The following is a 19,227-nucleotide window of genomic DNA, read 5'->3' on the forward strand; positions in this document are numbered from 1 at the left end:
ATCGTGACCGCCACCCCGCTCCGCTCCCTGACCGCCTTGGCCGCCGCAATCGTGCTGGCCGGCTGCGCCAGCACTACCGCCCAGGAAAACCTCACCTACGACTTCGGTCCGAGCGCCCCTGTCAGCCAGCAGGCGCTGCCGGCCGCGCCGACGTCGATGCCGGCGCTGGTCGTGATGGACGCCACCGGCCCGGCCGCGCTCGAGAACGAGCGCATGTACTACCGCCTGGCCTATGCCGACGCGCTGCAGGCCCGTACCTATGCCAACAGCCGCTGGAGCAGCAATCCGCTGCAGATGGTGACCCAGCGCTTCAAGACCCGCCTCGCGCAGTCGGGCATGAAGGTACTGACGGCGACCGACGCCTCGGTCGGCGTGCCGATCCTGCGGGTAGAGGTGGACGACTTCGTGCAAGCCTTTACCGGCGTGAACCAGAGCGAAGGCCAGATCGTGCTGCGCGCCTCGCTGTTTAACGACCACCGCCTGATCGACCAGCGCACCTTCATGCGCAGCACCCCTGCAGCGGCGGCCGACGCGCCCGGTGGGGCCCACGCGCTGGCAAGCAGCACCGACGCCGTCGCGGCCGATATCCTGGCCTGGCTGGCAACGCTCGACACGCGCAAACGATGACCCGTGCCAACGTCGTCGCCGATCTGCGCGAACGCCCGCGCGAAGGACGCGGCTCGCCGATCGCGCGCGCGGCGTTGCTGGCCTACCTGCTACTGATCATCTACGCCAGCTGGTATCCGTTTACCGGCTGGCGCGACAGCGGCCTGCCGCTGCTGACCTTCATGAACCTGGTCAAGCCGCGCTACTGGACCGGGTTCGACGTCACGGTCAACATCGTCGGCTACATCCCGTTCGGGGTGCTGCTGGTGCTGTCGGTGTATCCGCGCATCCGCGGCGTGTGGGCCGTACTGCTGGCGGCGCTGGTGGGCGTTCTGGTATCGGGCACGATGGAAGCGGTGCAGAACTTTTTGCCCAGCCGGGTGCCGTCGAACCTCGACTTCATTACCAATGCGGGGGGCTGCTTCGTCGGCGCGCTGCTCGGCGCCTGGTGGGCACCCGGACTGCTCGACCGCAGCCGTCTGTTCCAGCTGCGCCGGCGCTGGTTTGCCTCGTATGCCAGCCAGGGACTGGTACTGGTGGCCCTGTGGCCACTGGCGCAGATCTACCCGCAAAGCTATCTGTTCGGGCATGGCCAGGTATTACCAATCATTTCGCGCTGGTTGTCGAAATGGTTCGACACCGACATCAACCTGGTCGCCATGCTGCGCCCCGGCGCTACCATGACGGTCGAGCAGTACTGGCTGTCGGAAACCATCATCACGGCCTGTGGCATGACCGGCGCCGTACTGACCTTCATGTGCCTGGTGCGCCGCAGTGCGCCGCGCTTCATGCTGATGCTCACCTTCGTGGCGACCGCACTGCTGTTCAAGACCTTGTCGAGCTCGCTGTTATTCCGGCCAGACAATGCATTTGTGTGGATCACGCCAGGGGCCGAGGGCGGCTTCATCATTGGCGTGATCATGCTGGCGGGCCTGGTGTTCGCGCCCCAGGTGGCGCAGCGCCGGCTGGCGGTGGTCAGCCTGGTATTGAGCCTGATTGTGCTCAACTCGATTCCTGCCAATCCGTATTTCGTGTCCACGCTTCAGGGCTGGGTGCAGGGAAAATTCTTGAACTTCAATGGCGCGGCCCAGTTCCTCTCCTTGCTGTGGCCCTTCTTCGCACTGTGGTTCCTGCTGCTGCCATCCCATAAACTCAACCGGCAGGAGCCGCGCGCGCCGGTTCCCGGCTGACGCATGCGTTTGATGCCGTATGATTGTGCCCTGGCGCCCGGCGCCAGCTTTCCACGGACGAGACCGATATGAACGACGACAAATCTTTTTACGAGCACCATGTTTTTTTCTGCATGAATGTGCGCGAGGGCAAGGATGCCCGCGGTAGCTGCGGCAACTGCGGCGCCGAAAAAGCTCAGAAGCATGCCAAGAAGCGTATCAAGGAACTCGGGCTGAAGGGTCCGGGCAAGGTGCGCATCAACCAGGCCGGCTGTCTCGACCGCTGCGAGGAAGGGCCAGTGCTCGTGGTCTACCCCGAAGGCACCTGGTACACCTATGTCGACACGGCCGACATCGACGACATCATCGACACCCACCTGGTGGGCGGCAAGGTCGTGGAACGCCTGAAAATCTGATTACCCTATACCAAGCAATGAATTCGCAGTAATGAATAAATACTCGCACAAATTTACCCTCGACGGCCATGCCGGCAAGATGCAGTGCATCCTCGACTTGCCAGAAGCCGCGCCGCGCGGCATCGCGCTGGTTGCGCACCCGCACCCGCTGTATGGCGGCACCATGGAAAACAAGGTGGCTCAGACCCTGGCGCGCACCTTCGTGACGCTCGGCTACGCCACCGCGCGCTTTAACTTTCGCGGCGTCGGCGAATCGGAAGGCGTACACGACGACGGCCGCGGCGAAGTGGACGACATGGACATCATGTACCGCCACATGACCGAACGCTATCCTGGCCTGCCCGTGGCGCTGTGCGGCTTTTCGTTCGGCACGTTCGTGCAGGCCCAGTTCCAGCAGCGCCTGATCGCCGAGGGCCGCCCGGCCGAACGTCTGGTGCTGGTCGGCACCGCAGCCGGCAAGTGGCCGATGCCGCCGGTCCCCGCCGATACCATCCTGATCCACGGCGAACTCGACGATACGATCACGCTGCAAGAAGTGTTCGACTGGGCGCGCCCACTCGACATCCCGGTGACGGTGATTCCCGGAGCCGACCATTTCTTCCACCGCAAGCTCGGCCATATTAAAAATCTTGTCGTGGAGATGTGGCGGCGTGACATTTGATGTCCACCCTGTGCAATAATTAGCTTCTTCTTCCAGGCAATACTTGCAGTATCGCCTGCGTATTTGCACCTTACTAATGAATACTCCCATGAAAAAACTGTTAGCGGCCGTGGCCGCCTGCCTGCTGATGGCTTCGGCCGCTGCACAGACCATCCCGGCACCGTCCATCGCCGCCAAGTCGTGGCTGCTGCTCGACGCCACCAGCGGCCAGGTGATCGCCGCCCAGGACCAGAATGCGCGCATCGAACCGGCCTCGCTCACCAAGGTCATGACTGCCTATGTGACCTTCAGCGCACTGCGCGACAAGAAGCTGACGCTGGACACGATGGTCAACGTCTCGACCCGCGCATGGAAAGTCGACGCCAGCAGCTCGAAGATGTTCATCGACCCGGCTACCCCGGTATCGGTCAACGACCTGCTACACGGCTTGATGATTCAGTCGGGTAACGACGCCGCCGTGGCGCTGGCCGAAGCCGTGGCTGGCGACGAAGGCACCTTTGTTACGCTGATGAACCGCGAATCCGAGCGCCTTGGCATGAAGAACACGCGCTGGGCCAATCCGCATGGCCTGCCGGATGCGAACAACTATTCGACCGCCTTCGACCTGGCGGTGATGGCGGCAAGCGTGATCCGCGACTTCCCGCAGTTCTACAAGATCGACTCGATCAAGCAGTTCACCTACAACAAGATCACCCAGCAGAACCGCAACCGCCTGCTGTGGCTGGACCCGACCGTGGACGGCATGAAGACCGGCCACACCGATTCTTCGGGCTACAGCATGATTGCCTCGGCACGCCGCCCGAACGGCAACACCGGCCAGCGCCGCCTGATCTCGGTGGTGCTGGGTACCACGTCGGACTCGGTGCGTACCCAGGAAAGCCAGAAGCTGCTGAACTGGGGCTTCCAGAACTTCGACACCGTCAAGCTGTACTCGAAAGGCCAGACCGTGGCGACGCCGCCGGTGTGGAAGGGTTCGCAGTCGACGGTGAAAATCGGCTTTACCCGCGATGTGCTGGTGACCGTGCCCAAGGGCGTGGCGGCGAAGATGAAGCCCGTTTTGGAACGCAAGGACCCGCTGATGGCGCCACTGGCGCGCCACAGCAAGGTCGGCACCCTGAAGATGACGGTCGACGGCAAGCCGCTGCTGGCGCTGCCGGTGGTGGCGCTGGAAGAAGTGCCAGAAGCGAGCATCTTTGGCCGCGCATGGGATTCGCTGCGTCTCTGGATCCAGTAATCGCTTACCAGGCTCAGGCTCAGGCCAACGCCCGTCCGAGCGAAAGCGGGGCGGGTTTTTTTACGCTTGTGGCGCAGGCACCGAGACGCAACGAACCTGGGCTCTGTGCGCCGCTATAATCGAACGATTCATTTCACAGGATTTACCCATGACCCAGCAACACTCCGCCGACCTGCACTGCCCGCGCATCAGCACGCGCGAAGGCGGACCTGAACTGTCGCGCATCGTGGCAGGCATGTGGCGCATGAACGAATGGGGCATGTCACCCGAAGCGCACATCGGCTTTGTCGAACAGTGCATCGCGCTTGGCGTGACCACCTTCGACCACGCCGACATCTATGGCGATTACGGCGTCGAAACCGCATTCGGCGAGGTGCTGCGCACCCAGCCGTCGCTGCGCGAGCGCATCGAACTGGTGAGCAAGTGCGGCATCAAGCTGCTGTCGTCCAGGCGCCCCGAGCACGGCATCCAGCACTACGACACCACGGCCAGCCACATCATCGGGTCGGCCGAGGAATCGCTGCGCCAGCTGCACACCGACTACCTCGACCTGCTGCTGATCCACCGCCCCGACCCGCTGATGGACTTCGACGAGATCGCCGAAGCGTTCGTGCGCCTGAAACAGGCCGGCAAGGTGCGGCACTTCGGGGTGTCGAATTTCAAGCGCCACCAGTTCGAGTGCCTGAACCGGCGCGTGCCGCTGGCGACCAACCAGGTCGAATTCTCGCCGATGGCCACCGCGCCGCTGTTCGATGAGACCTTCGATGGCTTGCAAGACATGCGCATCGCGCCCATGATCTGGTCGCCGCTGGGCGGTGGGCGCATGTTTACGTCAGACGACGCCAATGCCGTCGCCGTGCGCGCAGTGATCGACGAGATCTCGAGCCGCACCGGGTGGCCGTTCGCCAGCGTGCTGTTCGCCTGGATCATGGCGCTGCCTAGCCGTCCGGTGCCGCTGACCGGCACCAAGCGCATCGAAGCGATCCGCGAAGCGGTGCTGGGGACCACTGTCAGCCTGGCGCGCGAAGACTGGTTCCGCATTTTGCGCGCCGCGCGCGGACACGAGGTAGCCTGAAAGGGACATGGCCATGGCCGAAGGGCAGCTCAAGATCATCGACGGCACGGCGCTCAGCGCGCAGCAAAAGAAAGACCTGCTCAACCGCCTGGCGCGTATCGAGGGCCAGCTGCGCGGCGTGCAAAAGCTCATTGCGCTGGCGGCGCAGCCGTCGGACGTCGATGCCGTGGCCCAGCAGATGGCGGCCGCACGCAAGGCGCTCGACCGCTCGTTCGTGCAGCTGCTGACGGGGGCGATCCAGACCCAGTCTGCCAATGCGTCCGATGTCGATGAAGCACGGGCCAGCGCCGCGCACCTTGCCGCGATGCTCGACCGGTTTGCGTAACGGCCCATCGATCGCGCCAGGTGGACGGCGACGCCGCCCGCCCCGGGTTTAATCCTGGTAGACCTTTGGCGGCGCCACGCCGCGCCATCCGGTCTGCCACGCGATATTGAGCAGCAGCGTCGCACAGATATACAGCAAGAAGAACAGCACGAAGAAGCGCGTCTGCAGCACCGCCAGCAGTACCGCGCACACCGCCACCAGCACCAGCATGACCTTGCCGCTCGGGTGCTTGGAGCTGGGAAAACGGATGGTCGACACCATCAGCGTACCGACACCCACCATCAGCGCCATCAATGCGAAGCATTGCGCCATCGTGATGAGCGGATCGGGCCAGGCCACCACCACCGAGGCCACGCAGGCCGCGCCGGCGGTGATCGGCATGCCGACGAAATAACGCGGATCGGTGCGGCCGGCGCTGACGTTAAAGCGCGCCAGGCGCAGTGCGCCGCAGGTAACGAAGATGAAACAGGCCAAGCCACCCATGCGCACCAGGGTCGGGTGCGCCTCGCTCATTTGCGCGAACCCGTAGCAGTACAGCAGCAGGCCGGGCGCGCAGCCGAAGTTCATGACGTCGGCGATCGAATCGAGCTGCATGCCAAAGCTGGACTGGGTATTGGTGGCGCGTGCCACAAAGCCGTCAAGCGCATCGAACACGCCGGCCAGCACCAGCAGGATCGCCGCCAGGCGGTAGTCATCGGGGTTGCCTATGTGGGCATTGTCGACCGAGATGACGATGCTGCCGAAGCCGCAGGCGATCGACAGCAGCGTCACGAGACTGGGCAGGGCGAACTTGGCACGCGCAAGGCGCTGCTGATTTGATGGCTTCAATTGACTGCCCGACAATAGGTTGAATGTCACATTCTACAGGCAGTGAAATAAGCTGGCGCTGCATGACAAGCTTCACGCGCGCGCTTGCGGTTTTCCTCTAGAATGTCGCATGAATCGCTGTATTGACAGGAGTTGCTATATGAGCTATATGCCTCGCTGGCGTCCCCTAATCTCCGCTATCGCGGCCGCCCTCATGGCCGCCGGCCTGGGCGCATGCGGTGGCGGTGGCGGCGGTGCGGCCGTGGCAGCGCCGCCCCTGGCCGTCCTACCCGTCCCTGGCACCGGCCCTTCCCCCGACGCGAGCGCGCCGGCGCAGACCAACAACATTGCCGTTGATGGCCGCAACTGGATCAACTACCGCCGCGCCCAGGCCGGCATGCCGGTCGTGCTTGAAAATGCGCAGATCAACAATGCCGCGCTTGGCCACTCCGAATACCAGCGCACCAATAACCTGATGAGCCACGAGCAGGTCGCGGGCAAGCCCGGCTTTACCGGCACTACCCTGCGCGATCGGCTCAACGCGGCTGGCTACACCATTCCCGCCAACGGCTTTGCGTTTGGCGAAGTCATTTCGGGAACCAGCAACGGCAATGGGTTTTTCATGGCCGAAGAACTGATCACCGCGATCTACCACCGCTTCGTGATATTCGAGCCCAAGTTCCGCGAGATCGGTACTGGTGCAGCTACCTCGGCGAACCGTTACAATTACTTCACCGCCAATTTTGCGACCCGCGGCGACTTTGGTCCTGGCATCGGCGCCAACGCCTTCGTCACCTGGCCGTTCAGCGGCCAGACCGGCGTGACGCCGAATTTCATGAGCGACAGCGAGGAACCAGACCCGGTGGCCAACATCAACGAAGTGGGATACCCGATCAGCGTGCATGCCAACATCGATGCGACGGTGTCGATGCAGGCATTTACCGTGCGTCCGCGCGGCGGCGCCAACCTGCAGGTGCAAGTCGTGAACCCCTTGGGTGACGCATCCAAGCGCACTGCCGTCGCCATCGTTCCGCTGGCGCCGCTCAGGTCCGGCACCACCTACGAGGCCAGTTTCAGCGGCACAGTCGACGGCACCCCGGTTACCCGGGACTGGTCGTTCACGACACGGTGAGCACGCTTTTTTCTCCCGCCGGCACGGACATGCCTGGCACGCCCGACGGGGCCCAGACAAGCGTCGAAGACTCAGCCCTGGACTACCGCGCCGGGCTGGCCCGCCTGATGGGCGACCAGGCGATGTACCTGCGCGTGCTCACCCGGTTCCACCTGGATTACCGCGGCATGGTGCTGGGCTTGCATGATGCGCTCGCCGCCGGCGACTTGTTGCTGGCCCAGCGCCTGGCCCATACGCTCAAGGGGGCTGCCGCGATGATCGAGGCGCGCCGCCTGCGTCAGCTGGCCCACCAGGTTGAACACGGCATGCGCGCGGGCTCGGGCGTGGATCCGCAATTGCTCGCCTGCCTGGGCAGGGAACTCGAGCGTGTCATGGCAGAACTGGACCTGTTGCTGGAGCAGCCTGCGGAACTGGCGCAGGCCGTTGCCACGCGGGTGTTCGCCGAGGCGGACATGACGCACCTGTGCGAGCTGCTCGACACCGGCGACAGCGCCGCGCAAGATTTCGTTGAAGATCAATTTGCCGGCCTGCGTATCGTGCTGGGCATGAAGCGCGCGGCGGAACTGCAGGCGGCGATGGCGGCCTTCGATTTCGACAAGGCGCTGCAGCTGCTGCGCCCGGATGCGCACGCCGGGCGTGACCTGCTCACTAGCGGGTGAATTCCGCTTCTTCGTCGAACGCATCCGCGCAGCTTTTGCCACAGAACCGGCGCACGCTGTCGAGCGGCTTTTCGCAATACCAGCATGATCCCTTTGCAGGCAAGCTCAATCGTGCCGGCAGGGACGCCGCCACCACGGCCAGCGCTGGCTCGGCCGCCAGCCCGTTGTCTGGACAACTTTCCTGTGTCGTTTCCACGATCCCCCCTGCAACAGACTGAAGTTCAATCAAGATTACTTGAGCGGAACATCATGCCAATGAGAAACCTCAAGTGCCGACTGTGGCTGGAATCTGTCCGGACAGTACAAGCCAACTCAGTGTGCGCCGAAGGTGTTTGCAGTGCAATCTCCGGATGGTGGCTGCATGTTAATTCGGCATGCATGCAACACATCTCCCACGACCTGCTGCGCAGCACGCGAAAATAATAGCGTATTGTTCATCGGCCGAAAGGCGCATCGATGGGTGTGTGGCGTAAGCGCTACTTTGCCGGCTCCAGCGTCACCAACAAGCCGGTGCGTGTGGTTTCGATGCGGGTCGGGATAAACTGCACCCCCGCATAGCGCAGCTCGTCCACGTCGAAGGCATACACCGGCATATCGCGCACTACCGTGTCGATCAGGGAATTGGCCATGCGCGTGAGCTGGCGCTCTGCCTCTGGATTCGCGCCCAGCACCAGCCGGTCGACGCGCGGCTCGGCCATCATCACCGCAGCCCGGCCGGGGTCGACATACAGGCGGCCCGAAAATGCCAGGCTGCCGCGCCAGGTATCGCGCGCGAACGGCGGCGACACCGAGGCGTCCAGCGCCAGCGCGACACGGTCGCGCTCCGGCTGGATCGACAGCATCGGGCGCGACAGGCGAATGTCGAACATCCGCATCAGCCGGTTATCGACCGGGAAGCGGCGCTCGAGGCCGGCCTGCAGCTTGTAAAGCGGCAGCTCGACCTTGCGCGGGCCGCTGAGGCTGGCGCAAGAAGACAGCAGCGTGCAGGCGGCCAATGCCAATCCTGCCCCCATCAGACGCCGTTGCCGCTTGAAACCCTGGGTAATCGCCATGCATGTTCTCCTGTCCAGACTGTTCGGCTAGCCTAGCATGGCAGCGCGGACGGAGCGGTGACGATAGGGCTGCGCGGCTATTTCGATACAGAAGCTTGTGACAAGCCGTAGAGCCACTGCTGACGTGCGCTTCGCTAACACCACCGGATTCTGTGTACTAACTTGTGTACTAATGGCTCAGTCCGTCCACGGTTTTCCGCCCTAATAGCAGGTACGCAGCAACCAGCGCCAGCCGTGCAGACACTGCTGCATACAGCTTTATGTCGGCGGTATTGCAGAGGAGGGAATACGGGACTTGGATGGAAGTACGGAGCTACTCGATTCTTTCGATAGCACAGGGGCTTTCGCTGATCGCCCTACTCTGCGACGAGCCGTCGTCGCAGCAAGTCCTTACGGCCAGAGTAACTTAACCGGCAATGAGCTGTGAAGGGTGGTGCCCTGACGACATTGGGGGTATGGCTTCAATCCTTATTATACCCAAGAGGATGCAGCTAGGCGGCACTGTATAGAGCACTGTTCCAAAGATTTGCCACGTTTTCCCGTCCCACACCGATAGGTTGAGTCGTCCACAGCTTCGCTGAGACTAGGCGAATCATGGAAGCCGAGAAGCTAAGGCCCCTAACGCCGCACCTCGACCGTTTTCTAGAGTGCCTTGGCACACCGGCGACACAAACCTGCATTGCATAACACAATGAACAAACTACAAATTCCTCCATGAACTTGTTTGGAACGGCGATAATGTGGCACTGTCACACAACATTTGGAGGTATTCATGCAGTATTTGCCACAGATCTTGAGTTTCTTAGGGGGCCTGCTCGCTGGTTGGACAATCAAGGTAATTGTCGACAGGTCGAAAAATAGCACCACTGTCAAAGGCAACACTGCGGGTGGTGACATTGCTGGTCGCGACATCACAAAGAACTAAGCTCAGATGTCGAGTTTGATGACCACAGTCAAAAACAACACGATTGGCGGCGACGCAGCCGGCAGGGATGTCGTTAAGACCTATCACGCGGCGCGCGAACCGACCGCCATGACCAAACTCGTCGAGCAGTATCTCGCGGAAACGCTTGCTGATCAGACACTGATGGCCTGGACTGAAAAGCTCGAACATTTTCTGTCGAATCAAACCAACTCGGATGTGCGGGGATTGGAAGCAAAGCTTAAGGCCTCCGGGCGCGACTATCTGATCAAAGACGCACTTGTCAAAAAGCAGTCGGCCTATAAAGCTATCTTGCGCCAACAAAGCTCGAAGTCGGCTCAGACCATCTACACGTTCTTGATGGCCGAGATTGTGGTGAATTTTGAACAAACGGTTCTTCCTCTAGTTCAGGACGGAGCCTCACGAGCGACGATCGACACCGCGATGTTAGAAAAGGCTATCGCACCTGCGCTTAGCATGCTCGAATCGAATCCGTTAAATTTGGACAAAATGGACATTCAAGGCTTGGTCTACTTTTTGGCCGGCAACTGCTATATTAGGTGGGATGCATGCTGATCTATGATCCGGCCTTGGACCCTTACCACACGGCCGTCAGGATATTGGCGATCGCGATATCGGCGACTGCGCGTGGAGCAGAGCTAACGGTCGACGCCGCCCGGATTACAGACTACTTCTTAACCTACCCGTATAAAATGGCCAACTTCAAGTTCCCGGCGGAGTTCAAGCCCTTACGCGCGGCAGTGAAGGAGACCGAAAACCCTTATCGACACGCCAACGGTAATCGCGCTGTGTTCGAACGCATGCGCCCAATCTTTTTTGCGGCACTTAGTGGACTTGTCGCGTCCAACATTATTCAAGATGTGGCGCTTCAAAAAGGGACCATTGAACTCACAAAACTCCCCATCCCCAACGAGCTAGCGTCGGCCGCCCAACGCTTTCATGTACGGCAAACGGCGATTGGAAAATTCCTGCTTTCGGACTTTCTCGCAATTCCAGCCACGGGTGAAAACGGACTCAAACATCGCTCCAACCTTATAGAACACCGATATGACATTGCTTAAGCCGACCATCCTCGTCAATCGTTTGGTGGTGATAAAAGACGGCCGGTCGGTTATGGACATTCCATTTCACGCCGGGCTCAACATAATCACTGGCGAAAATAGTTCGGGCAAGACCACTGCTATTCGATTTATCGCGTATGCGCTTGGCTCCGAAGGCATCAGCTTCAACCAAATCGCCCAATTTTGCGATGAAATTTACTTGGAAGTAACGGTCAACAATGCGGTAGTTACCTTGCGACGAGGTGTCAGTACCCAGCTCATGCGGCCGCTTTCAATATTTTGGGGGGCAATGCCAAATGCGCTAGGTGCGGGAGCCTCGCTATGGCAGCAGTTCCCTTTCAAACGAAGTGAAATGAAAGAGAGTTTTTCTCAGGTTCTGTTCCGGCTGCTCGAAATGCCCGAGCTCCGTGGCGAAGGTGGGTCGAATATCACAATGCACCAGCTTATGCGGCTGATCTATTCTGACCAAGAGACGCCCTCCTCTGACCTCTTTCGCTTCGACCGCTTCGACCGAGGCATCACTCGCGCAGCAGTTGGCGACTACTTGCTAGGGATTGACTCGACCGAGCTGTATGACCTTAAATTGCTTGAGTCCGCAGCGGACAAGGATGCATCCGCAATTCGCACCAGCATTAAAACAATATTTTCCACGTTTGGTAATTCGGGCACGAACATATCTCTGGAATTCTTAGACAACCAAATTCAGACACTGGGAAGCGAAATTTTATTCCTGCAATCCCGGCTTGAAAATATAGATAGCGGTGCAGCTTCTAAAACGTCGTCGTCGAAGGAAGATAACGAGCTGCGTGCGAAACTTACCGAGGCACACAGGGCACTTTCCATTCTGAAAGAAAAAAAGGGCGATCTCGAAACTGAGATCGCCGATTCAGAACTTTTTCTTCGAGAACTTGAAGAGAGAATGTTCAGCCTTGAAGAGTCTGCTGCTGCGGAGTCTTATCTTGGAACTGCGGTCTTTTCGATTTGCCCAAGTTGCTTCACAAAGCTTCAGGTCCCCGAGGGAAATCATTCGTCCTGCGCCCTCTGCAAATCCGATGTACCTGAGGATTCTGCACGCTCGCAATTGGCTCGAATGAAGAACGAGTTAGCCCTGCAATTGCGGGAGTCCGGGATTATCCGTGTCCAGCAACTAGAAGAGCTCGACAAGATTATCTTGGACATCCCTGCCGCGCAAAAACGGCTGAAGTCGCTGGAAGTGGAGTTCAAAAGAAATCAAGCTAATTGGCGCTCACCCGACCATATCCTGATGCAATCAATTTCTAAGGAGATCGGCGCTAAAGAGCAGGAGATTAAGAACGCACTGGAATTAAAGAAACTCGCTGATTTACTTGAAAGGCTCACCGACAAGCTTGGCGAAATCGAAGCCAAACAAGAATGGATTAAGGGGCGAATCGAAGCAGTCACCCGCGAACAGGAAGGTCGGCGTAGCTCGGCCTATCTCTCCGTCGCGAACAATTTGAAGGCGATTATCAAAGATGATCTTTCTCGCCAGGATGAGTTCGAGTTCGCTAATTCCATCAACATCGATTTTGGTGCGAATCAGTTGTCAATCGATGGGCAACGTGAGTTTTCAGCGAGTTCGATGGTGTTCCTTCGCCATGGCTTTCATCTGGCGCTTTTGTTGTCGTCGCTGGAACTGCCTTATTTCCGTTATCCTCGGTTGCTGATCCTCGACGGTGTCGAAGATGGCGGCATGGAAGTCGAGCGCAGCTACAACTTCCAAAAAATTATCGCCCGCCGTTCGCGGCAGTCGCAAGTCGTTCATCAGATCATCATGACAACAATGAGTGTATGCCCGGAGTTGGATACAAGCGAATACATCGTCGGCCGGAAGTTCACCCATGAAGAAAAATCGATCGGCATACAAGCAGGCCCCACGCTCACAGGCATTCTTCCATCTTGAGCCATCGGGAGGCGGCGGTCTGACGGGTAGGCTTTTTATTCGACAAAAAGGAACACTGATATGGGAAGAGCAATCAGCGTGAACGTAAATGGCCAGGTCTTCCCAAAGAAGGGCGACCTCACGGCTTACATTCGGTCGCTCGTTGAAAAATATGCAATCGGCGACTTCCTGACAGTTGAAGATTGCGCGTTCTGTCTTTCGCTTTTCGAAAGCCATCCGTCATATCCAGAGAAGATTTCTCCTGGAGTGGACAGAATCCAAGTGCTTGCCCAGGAGAAAGGCACTGTCGGTTTTCAAATCCATAAGAGTGACGGCACCAACGACAATATCAGTTGGACCGAGTGCGTCAAGAATCGCAAATAGAACTGGAAATTTTTCCGTTAACAGGCTTCTCAGCCGGCTTCCGGGCTCGAATAATTCTATTAAGATAGTTCATTTAATAGCGATTAAGGGGAATGGGGATTGCTATGAACGCGATTGATGTTCTGAAAAAGATTTCGTCAAACCTGACTCAGCGTCAGAACTCCGCAGCTCTGAGTAACTATCGAGTTCTCTGTAGCAACATAGCATTCTTGAATAAATCTTTCTCGAACGCCATCGGTACGTTGCGAGTCATCCACGGAGCAATAGAGTCTGCTCTCAAGAACGATTCCCTTCTAACACCCCAGTTCAAATCCGGCACTGACCTGAACGCCTTCGTTCCGATAGTCAGCCGACTTCAACTGAACAGTTTTTCAGTCTTTGATAAGCTGTCAGCCCTTACGACGCCAGATGACCGAGCGCACATCACTGTACAAAACGTATCAGCGCTTTCACGAGGTTTCGATGACTACAACAATCTAGTTACTGCTACCCGGCAGTACATAGACAGCATCGTTTCGGACTCCTATCAGCTATGTCTTCTCGATCCGAAGTCATTCAATTATCACGTCCTCGTTTCACTCAACAGTTTTAGCAAGTACGCGACGAAGTCGCTGGCCCATGCATTGTTTAACCCGGAAGTGGAAAGTGCACTGAACGAGTTTGGAACCTTAAAATTTAAAGACTGGGCAAAGTCTCATATCACCGAATGCAATCACACTACGTTTGCTCAGAAAGTTGACTTTCTTTTTTCGGAGGTTGGCCTACCGACAGACCTAGACTTACCTGATGATTTGAAGAACTTATTCAAATTTTCTTCGGAATTCACTCACATCGGCTATATATCGACGTTCTTCACCTCATCACCAGGCGCAGAAGTAATTTTTGGCGACGATGATGGTCCATATCTACCAAGCACTGAGAATTTTAGTGAGTTGAAGTATGAAGTGCTCGAAACTGCATGCAAGGCGCTAGTTTCCATATACATTCCGAGTCTGGTCAAAAGCTTGAAAAAACTAATGCTTAATTCCGAAGCAGAAGAATTTTCTACGTCGTTATACCTTGCCACCAAAGCACTCTCTGAAGCCGTTTTTAGTCGCAATTCGAAATACTATTTCTTCGTTAAAACTGGGCTGATTGGTTCACCGGCTTCAGTTCCGCTTACGTGTATGTGTGGGAGGACAAAAACATGGGTTCCTCCACATGCGACGACGGAGCTTTATTGCAATTCGTGCGGCAGTTCATTCCAGCTATTTGAAGTCAATGGTGATGGCGGCTATATAATAACGAGCAATGGCCCTGTCAAAATTATAGGGGCCGATGTCCCTGACTTTGACGATCTACCAATGATTGAAAAGATCAAACTATTGCGGCAGTGCGAAGAAGCGAAGACGGGACGTATCGCACAACCCGGCAGTCGATGGGCCGGTACAGAATAGGGGCCCATAGCGCCGTTACTTCACATTGGCGACAACCTATTTTCCGATACAGAATCGGCTAAAGATCACCCCCAGCAGATCGTCCGGCGTGAACTGGCCGGTGATGCTCGATAACTGCTCCTGCGCCAGGCGCAGTTCTTCGGCGAACAGGTCGAGCGACTGGTCGTCTTGCGCCGCATGCTGGCGCGCCAGGTCGAGGTGTTCGCGCGCCGCGCGCAGGGCGATCAGGTGGCGTTCGCGCGCCAGGTAGAGCGATTCGCCGGTCTGCTGCCAGCCGGCGATGCGCAGCAGTTCGGTGCGCAGCAGGTCGATGCCCAGCCCTTCGTTGGCCGACAGATACAGGTGCACGGCGTCACGCGCCACGTCGATCGACGGCTGGTGGCCCGACAGGTCGATCTTGTTCCAGATGCGCACCACCGGCACGCCTTGCGGGAAAGCGGCGACGATGGCTTCGTCTTCGGCGCTCGGGCCGCGGCTGGCGTCGAGCAGGTGCAGGATCACGTCTGCCTTGCCGACTTCTCCCCAGGTGCGCTCGATGCCGATGCGCTCGACGACATCGATCCCCTCGTCGGTACGGATGCCGGCGGTGTCGATGATATTGAGCGGGATGCCTTCGATCTGGATGGTCTCGGTCACCTTGTCGCGCGTGGTGCCGGCAATCGGCGTGACGATCGCCACGTCGGCGCCCGCCAGCGCGTTCAACAGCGACGATTTACCGACATTCGGCTGGCCCACCAGCACCACGTTCAGGCCTTCACGCAGCAGCGCACCTTGCGCCGCCTGGCGAAACACGTTTTCCAGCGAGTCGATGATGGTGGCGAGCTGGCCGCGCGCATTCGATTTCTCCAGAAAGTCGATCTCTTCTTCTGGAAAGTCGAGCGTAGCTTCGACCAGCATGCGCAAGTTGGTGGTCTGGTCCACCAGCTTGTGCACGACCTGCGAAAACACGCCCGACAGCGACTGCGATGCCGATTTTGCTGCCGCCTCGGTAGAGGCGTCGATCAGGTCGGCCACTGCCTCGGCCTGGGCCAGGTCGAGCTTGTCGTTCAAGAAAGCGCGGCGGGTGAATTCGCCGGGTTCGGCCAGCCGCAGCCCGAGCGCACTGCCGGCCTCCAACACGCGTGCCAGCAGCATCTGCAGCACGACCGGACCGCCATGGCCCTGCAGCTCGAGGACGTCTTCGCCGGTATAGGAATGCGGTCCCTTGAAGTGCAGCGCCAGGCCCTGGTCGATGATCTCGCCATTGGCAGCCTTGAAGGAAGTATAGGTGGCGTGGCGCGGCGCCAGTGTCAGGCCGGGGAACAGGGCGTCGATCAGGGCGGCCAGCGATTTGCCGGAGGCGCGCACGACGCCGATGCCGCCGCGGCCGGGGGCGGTGGCGATGGCGGCGATGGGGCAGGTGTCGAGTTTCATGGTGGAGATTGTAAATGAATGAAAAAAGCCCGCGCTTCGAGCGCGGGCTTTATCAGAATGCAAACCGCTTATTTGGGCTTACTTGGTAGCCGGCGCGTTCTCGTACTTCTTGGTAATCACCCACTGCTGCGCGATCGACAGGATGTTGTTGACCACCCAGTACAGCACCAGTCCCGATGGGAAGAAGAAGAAGATCACCGAGAATGCCAGTGGCATGAACAGCATCATCTTGGCCTGCACCGGGTCGGCCGGTTGCGGGTTCAGCTTGGTGGTGATGAACATCGACACCGCGTAGATCACCGGCAGGATGTACAGCGGATCGGGCTGGGTCAGGTCCTGGATCCACAGGATCCACGGCGCGCCGCGCATTTCGACCGACGATTGCAGCACCCAGTACAGGGCGAAGAATACCGGCATCTGCACCAGGATCGGCAGGCAGCCGCCTAGCGGGTTGATCTTCTCGGTCTTGTACAGCTCCATGGTGGCCTGCTGCATCTTCTGCGGGTCGCTCTTGTAACGCTCGCGGATGGCTTGCATCTTCGGTGTCACCACGCGCATTTTCGCCATGCTGCGGTAGCCGGCGGCCGACAGCGGGAAGAAGGCCAGCTTGATCAAGACGGTCAGCGCGACGATGGTCCAGCCCCAGTTACCCAGCAGCGAGTACAAATGGTCCATGACCCAGAAGATCGGCTTGGCGATGATGGTCAGCACGCCGTAGTCCTTGACCAGTTCCAGGCCGGGGGCGATGGTTTCCAGGGTTTTTTCGTCCTGTGGACCCGAATACAGGCGGCTGTCGGTCGACACCGTGGCGCCCGGCGCTACGGTACCCAGTGGCTGGACGGTGCCGATCGCATACAGGTTGGTCGCGATCTTCTTGGTAAAGATGTCGCGCGGCGCCTTGTCGGCCGGGATGAAGGCCGAGACGAAGAAGTGCTGGGAGAGTGCGATCCAGCCGTTGTCGGCCTTGGTCGAGTGCTGCACGCTGCCGTCTTCGATGTCTTCGAAGAGCAGCTTCTGGTACTTGTCGGCGTCGGTGTACATGGTCGGGCCGGTATAGCTCGACATGAACCACGAATCGTTGGCCGGCTTGTTGCCATCGTGCTGCAGCTGCAGGTAGAGCGACGGCTGTACCGGTGCGCCCGACAGGTTGGTCACGTCATGGCGCACGCCGATGGTGTAGTCGCCCTTGCGGAAGGTGAAGGTCTTGGTCAAGCGCACGCCGCCCTGCTCGGCATCCATCACCAGCTGCACGGTGCCGTTGTTACCCAGGGTGCGCGCGCCAGGCCGCACCACGAACGGGGTCTGGTGGTTCGGCAGCACGCCGGCCGCGCTGGTGCCGATCAAACCGGTCTGCGCCAGGTAGGTGTTGGTGCCGCCCACGTTAAACAGCACCTTGTTCTTGGTCTTGTCGGTGTCGTCCGCGAACTTGAGCAGCTCGAGACGCTTGATGACGCCCCCTAAGGTGTCGATATCGACTTTCACCACGTCGGTGGTGATGGTGACGCGTTCGGTCGCTGGCGCGACCGGCGAGGCCGGGATCGCCCCCGGGGCAGCGGCAACGCTGCCCGTGGCGGCGGCGGCCGGTACGTCGTTCGGCTTGGCTTGCTGCGGCGCGACTTGGGCGACTGGCGGGGCGGTCGAGAACAGCGACTGCTTGCCATTGGCCACCATCCAGTTGTTCCACAGAACAATCAGGGAAATGGCGAACACGATCCACAGGACGGTACGTTTATTGAGTTCCATTTGGGTCTAGTCAGGAGTGGTTACAACCGCGAGCGGCTGGTGGGGATTTGCCTGGCGCCGGCGCTAAGGCTGGAGGCACTAAGTCGACGCCGCCTTCGTGCCAGGGGTGGCAGCGGCACACGCGGCGCGCGGCCAGCAGCGAGCCGCGTGCGGCGCCATGCACGCGCAGCGCTTCGATCGCGTAATTGGAGCAGGTCGGGTAGAAACGGCATCGCTGCCCGAGCATCGGGGACAGCAGCAGCTGGTAGCCGCGCAGCAGGCAGACCAGCAGCGTCTTCATGGCGACGACGGCGCCGGGTTGGACCGGCGCGGGCGCTGTGATGCGAACAGGCGTGCCAGTTCGACCCGCAGTTCGGCCTTCAGGGCGCCGGTCGTGGCCGGCCCGGCCTTGGTGTTGACCGGACGCGCCAGGCGCACGATGCAATCGAGGGCCTGCAGTTCGCTGGTGCGAAACAGCTCGCGCGTGATGCGCTTGATCGTATTGCGGGTAACGGCGCGCGGCGCAAACCGCTTGGCCGCAACGACGCCCAGCCGCGCATGCGGCAGGCTGTTCGGACGGGTATACAGCACGAAATGCGCGGATTTTTGCGCCGGGCGCAAACGAAAAACGGATGAAAACTCATCCGTTTTAACGATACGCCGAACGCGCGCGAAGTCGTGCGAACCTTCGCCTGTCATGTCGACCGCGTCGATCTGCCAGCCAAAAGGCTTAGACAGCCAGGCGCTTGCGGCCCTTGGCGCGGCGAGCGTTCAGGACTTGACGGCCACCACGGGTAGCCATACGTGCACGGAAGCCGTGCGTGCGCTTGCGACGGACGACGGAAGGTTGGTAAGTACGTTTCATGGTGGTCTCGCTTAAAGCAAAAGAAAGTGCAAAATCGGGTCTGACGTCGTGTCAGGATTCGTCGCCAATGACAGTTCGCAGTTGTTAAGCCAGCGTCACGCCACAGCAAATACTCAAGTCGCCCGGGCTGCGTCGCGCTGACAATGTCAGTTTGATGGGGCACTCGGACGGGGAACCCTGAATTAGACTCGATTTCCGGTGCAACTGTCAAGGAGGCTGTTGTTTCCCGAAGAGTTCCGGCACTAGCCTCTCGCGCTTCCTTTGGTGCCCGTAAAACAGCAGCGCCGGTTGAAAATAGTGGGCGCAACCTGTGGATAACTTCGGCTGGGACAGGTAAAATAGCGTGTTACGTATCAATAAGCGAAGT

General features: G+C 59.3%; 22 protein-coding genes. 14 read left to right on the plus strand and 8 right to left on the minus strand.

Annotated features, from left to right (window positions below; genetic code table 11):
• Nucleotides 1–3 precede the first annotated feature (3 nt).
• From NRS07_RS18980 to NRS07_RS19010, 7 genes are all read left to right on the plus strand, one after another.
• The gene (locus NRS07_RS18980) at nt 4–627 is read left to right on the plus strand and encodes an ABC-type transport auxiliary lipoprotein family protein (RefSeq protein ID WP_307729907.1); all 624 of its coding nucleotides are present in this window, start codon (nt 4–6) and stop codon (nt 625–627) included.
• Nucleotides 624–1,796 carry a VanZ family protein gene (locus tag NRS07_RS18985; RefSeq protein WP_259209746.1) on the plus strand — a complete coding sequence of 391 codons (1,173 nt, stop codon included), beginning with the start codon at nt 624–626 and terminating at the stop codon, nt 1,794–1,796. Before NRS07_RS18980 ends, NRS07_RS18985 begins: the two co-directional genes overlap by 4 nt.
• A 68-nt stretch (nt 1,797–1,864) precedes the next feature.
• Entirely contained in the window at nt 1,865–2,191 is a 327-nt protein-coding gene (locus NRS07_RS18990) for a ferredoxin (RefSeq protein WP_259209747.1), read from the plus strand.
• A gap of 31 nt (nt 2,192–2,222) precedes the next feature.
• Nucleotides 2,223–2,852, plus strand: coding sequence for an alpha/beta hydrolase (locus NRS07_RS18995; protein ID WP_259209749.1), 630 nt, complete (start codon nt 2,223–2,225; stop codon nt 2,850–2,852).
• A gap of 88 nt (nt 2,853–2,940) precedes the next feature.
• Nucleotides 2,941–4,086, plus strand: a complete 1,146-nt coding sequence (locus NRS07_RS19000; RefSeq protein ID WP_259209751.1) for a D-alanyl-D-alanine carboxypeptidase family protein — start codon at nt 2,941–2,943, stop codon at nt 4,084–4,086.
• A 148-nt stretch (nt 4,087–4,234) separates the two neighbouring features.
• Nucleotides 4,235–5,161, plus strand: a complete 927-nt coding sequence (locus NRS07_RS19005; RefSeq protein ID WP_259209753.1) for an aldo/keto reductase family oxidoreductase — start codon at nt 4,235–4,237, stop codon at nt 5,159–5,161.
• A 7-nt stretch (nt 5,162–5,168) separates the two neighbouring features.
• The gene (locus NRS07_RS19010; protein WP_259209755.1) at nt 5,169–5,486 is read left to right on the plus strand and encodes a metal-sensitive transcriptional regulator; all 318 of its coding nucleotides are present in this window, start codon (nt 5,169–5,171) and stop codon (nt 5,484–5,486) included.
• Nucleotides 5,487–5,534: 48 nt separating this feature from the next.
• On the opposite strand, the gene pssA is transcribed toward NRS07_RS19010, so the two are convergent.
• Nucleotides 5,535–6,314, minus strand: a complete 780-nt coding sequence (gene pssA / locus NRS07_RS19015) for a CDP-diacylglycerol--serine O-phosphatidyltransferase (protein ID WP_259209756.1) — start codon at nt 6,312–6,314, stop codon at nt 5,535–5,537.
• A gap of 139 nt (nt 6,315–6,453) precedes the next feature.
• On the opposite strand from pssA, the gene NRS07_RS19020 reads away from it, so the two are divergent.
• Together NRS07_RS19020 and NRS07_RS19025 are read left to right on the plus strand one after the other, a co-directional pair.
• Nucleotides 6,454–7,425 (plus strand): CAP domain-containing protein, encoded by a 972-nt coding sequence (locus NRS07_RS19020; RefSeq protein WP_259209759.1) that lies wholly within the window; start codon nt 6,454–6,456, stop codon nt 7,423–7,425.
• A gap of 29 nt (nt 7,426–7,454) precedes the next feature.
• The gene (locus tag NRS07_RS19025; protein ID WP_259209762.1) at nt 7,455–8,084 is read left to right on the plus strand and encodes an Hpt domain-containing protein; all 630 of its coding nucleotides are present in this window, start codon (nt 7,455–7,457) and stop codon (nt 8,082–8,084) included.
• On the opposite strand, the gene NRS07_RS19030 is transcribed toward NRS07_RS19025, so the two are convergent.
• Both NRS07_RS19030 and NRS07_RS19035 read right to left on the minus strand, forming a co-directional pair.
• Nucleotides 8,074–8,313, minus strand: coding sequence for a hypothetical protein (locus tag NRS07_RS19030; RefSeq protein ID WP_259209764.1), 240 nt, complete (start codon nt 8,311–8,313; stop codon nt 8,074–8,076). The two genes, NRS07_RS19025 and NRS07_RS19030, sit on opposite strands and share 11 nt — an antisense overlap.
• A 247-nt stretch (nt 8,314–8,560) precedes the next feature.
• Nucleotides 8,561–9,136 (minus strand): DUF1439 domain-containing protein, encoded by a 576-nt coding sequence (locus NRS07_RS19035; protein WP_259209765.1) that lies wholly within the window; start codon nt 9,134–9,136, stop codon nt 8,561–8,563.
• Between the two features lie 943 nt (nt 9,137–10,079).
• Here NRS07_RS19035 and NRS07_RS19040 point away from each other — a divergent pair.
• The 5 genes from NRS07_RS19040 (at nt 10,080) to NRS07_RS19060 (ending at nt 14,860) form a co-directional block, all read left to right on the plus strand.
• Nucleotides 10,080–10,634 (plus strand): ABC-three component system protein, encoded by a 555-nt coding sequence (locus NRS07_RS19040; protein ID WP_259209768.1) that lies wholly within the window; start codon nt 10,080–10,082, stop codon nt 10,632–10,634.
• A complete protein-coding gene (locus NRS07_RS19045; RefSeq protein ID WP_259209770.1) occupies nt 10,628–11,140 on the plus strand; it encodes an ABC-three component system middle component 5 in 513 nt (170 codons plus the stop codon). The genes NRS07_RS19040 and NRS07_RS19045 overlap by 7 nt, the downstream gene beginning before the upstream one ends.
• Nucleotides 11,127–13,061 carry an AAA family ATPase gene (locus NRS07_RS19050; protein WP_259209772.1) on the plus strand — a complete coding sequence of 645 codons (1,935 nt, stop codon included), beginning with the start codon at nt 11,127–11,129 and terminating at the stop codon, nt 13,059–13,061. Before NRS07_RS19045 ends, NRS07_RS19050 begins: the two co-directional genes overlap by 14 nt.
• Nucleotides 13,062–13,121: 60 nt before the next feature.
• Complete coding sequence (locus NRS07_RS19055) at nt 13,122–13,424, plus strand: DCL family protein (RefSeq protein WP_259209776.1); 303 nt, start codon at nt 13,122–13,124, stop codon at nt 13,422–13,424.
• Nucleotides 13,425–13,528: 104 nt separating this feature from the next.
• Nucleotides 13,529–14,860, plus strand: coding sequence for a hypothetical protein (locus NRS07_RS19060; RefSeq protein WP_259209778.1), 1,332 nt, complete (start codon nt 13,529–13,531; stop codon nt 14,858–14,860).
• A 36-nt stretch (nt 14,861–14,896) separates the two neighbouring features.
• On the opposite strand, the gene mnmE is transcribed toward NRS07_RS19060, so the two are convergent.
• From mnmE to rpmH, 5 genes are all read right to left on the minus strand, one after another.
• Nucleotides 14,897–16,273 (minus strand): tRNA uridine-5-carboxymethylaminomethyl(34) synthesis GTPase MnmE, encoded by a 1,377-nt coding sequence (mnmE, locus tag NRS07_RS19065; protein ID WP_259209780.1) that lies wholly within the window; start codon nt 16,271–16,273, stop codon nt 14,897–14,899.
• A gap of 78 nt (nt 16,274–16,351) precedes the next feature.
• On the minus strand, nt 16,352–18,016 hold the full coding sequence (yidC, locus tag NRS07_RS19070; protein WP_259209782.1) for a membrane protein insertase YidC: 1,665 nt from the start codon (nt 18,014–18,016) through the stop codon (nt 16,352–16,354).
• A gap of 10 nt (nt 18,017–18,026) precedes the next feature.
• Complete coding sequence (gene yidD, locus NRS07_RS19075) at nt 18,027–18,296, minus strand: membrane protein insertion efficiency factor YidD (protein ID WP_259209785.1); 270 nt, start codon at nt 18,294–18,296, stop codon at nt 18,027–18,029.
• Nucleotides 18,293–18,694 (minus strand): ribonuclease P protein component, encoded by a 402-nt coding sequence (rnpA, locus tag NRS07_RS19080; RefSeq protein WP_259209787.1) that lies wholly within the window; start codon nt 18,692–18,694, stop codon nt 18,293–18,295. The genes yidD and rnpA overlap by 4 nt, the downstream gene beginning before the upstream one ends.
• Nucleotides 18,695–18,725: 31 nt before the next feature.
• Nucleotides 18,726–18,860, minus strand: coding sequence for a 50S ribosomal protein L34 (gene rpmH, locus NRS07_RS19085; protein ID WP_040378179.1), 135 nt, complete (start codon nt 18,858–18,860; stop codon nt 18,726–18,728).
• Between the last annotated feature and the right edge of the window lie 367 nt (nt 18,861–19,227).

Origin of the sequence: Massilia sp. H6 (assembly GCF_024802625.1) — a bacterium.
Classification (GTDB): Bacteria; Pseudomonadota; Gammaproteobacteria; order Burkholderiales; family Burkholderiaceae_D; genus Telluria.

Coding starts and splice junctions, on each gene's coding strand:
- NRS07_RS19045 (WP_259209770.1), top strand. CDS start 10,628: ATGCTGATCTATGATCCGGCCTTGGACCCTTACCACACGGCCGTCAGG.
- NRS07_RS19000 (WP_259209751.1), top strand. CDS start 2,941: ATGAAAAAACTGTTAGCGGCCGTGGCCGCCTGCCTGCTGATGGCTTCG.
- yidC (WP_259209782.1), bottom strand. CDS start 18,016: ATGGAACTCAATAAACGTACCGTCCTGTGGATCGTGTTCGCCATTTCC.
- NRS07_RS18995 (WP_259209749.1), top strand. CDS start 2,223: ATGAATAAATACTCGCACAAATTTACCCTCGACGGCCATGCCGGCAAG.
- rnpA (WP_259209787.1), bottom strand. CDS start 18,694: ATGACAGGCGAAGGTTCGCACGACTTCGCGCGCGTTCGGCGTATCGTT.
- NRS07_RS19020 (WP_259209759.1), top strand. CDS start 6,454: ATGAGCTATATGCCTCGCTGGCGTCCCCTAATCTCCGCTATCGCGGCC.
- NRS07_RS19035 (WP_259209765.1), bottom strand. CDS start 9,136: ATGGCGATTACCCAGGGTTTCAAGCGGCAACGGCGTCTGATGGGGGCA.
- NRS07_RS19040 (WP_259209768.1), top strand. CDS start 10,080: ATGACCACAGTCAAAAACAACACGATTGGCGGCGACGCAGCCGGCAGG.
- NRS07_RS19055 (WP_259209776.1), top strand. CDS start 13,122: ATGGGAAGAGCAATCAGCGTGAACGTAAATGGCCAGGTCTTCCCAAAG.
- NRS07_RS18990 (WP_259209747.1), top strand. CDS start 1,865: ATGAACGACGACAAATCTTTTTACGAGCACCATGTTTTTTTCTGCATG.
- NRS07_RS19060 (WP_259209778.1), top strand. CDS start 13,529: ATGAACGCGATTGATGTTCTGAAAAAGATTTCGTCAAACCTGACTCAG.
- NRS07_RS19025 (WP_259209762.1), top strand. CDS start 7,455: ATGCCTGGCACGCCCGACGGGGCCCAGACAAGCGTCGAAGACTCAGCC.
- yidD (WP_259209785.1), bottom strand. CDS start 18,296: ATGAAGACGCTGCTGGTCTGCCTGCTGCGCGGCTACCAGCTGCTGCTG.
- NRS07_RS19050 (WP_259209772.1), top strand. CDS start 11,127: ATGACATTGCTTAAGCCGACCATCCTCGTCAATCGTTTGGTGGTGATA.
- NRS07_RS19005 (WP_259209753.1), top strand. CDS start 4,235: ATGACCCAGCAACACTCCGCCGACCTGCACTGCCCGCGCATCAGCACG.
- NRS07_RS19010 (WP_259209755.1), top strand. CDS start 5,169: ATGGCCATGGCCGAAGGGCAGCTCAAGATCATCGACGGCACGGCGCTC.
- rpmH (WP_040378179.1), bottom strand. CDS start 18,860: ATGAAACGTACTTACCAACCTTCCGTCGTCCGTCGCAAGCGCACGCAC.
- NRS07_RS18985 (WP_259209746.1), top strand. CDS start 624: ATGACCCGTGCCAACGTCGTCGCCGATCTGCGCGAACGCCCGCGCGAA.
- mnmE (WP_259209780.1), bottom strand. CDS start 16,273: ATGAAACTCGACACCTGCCCCATCGCCGCCATCGCCACCGCCCCCGGC.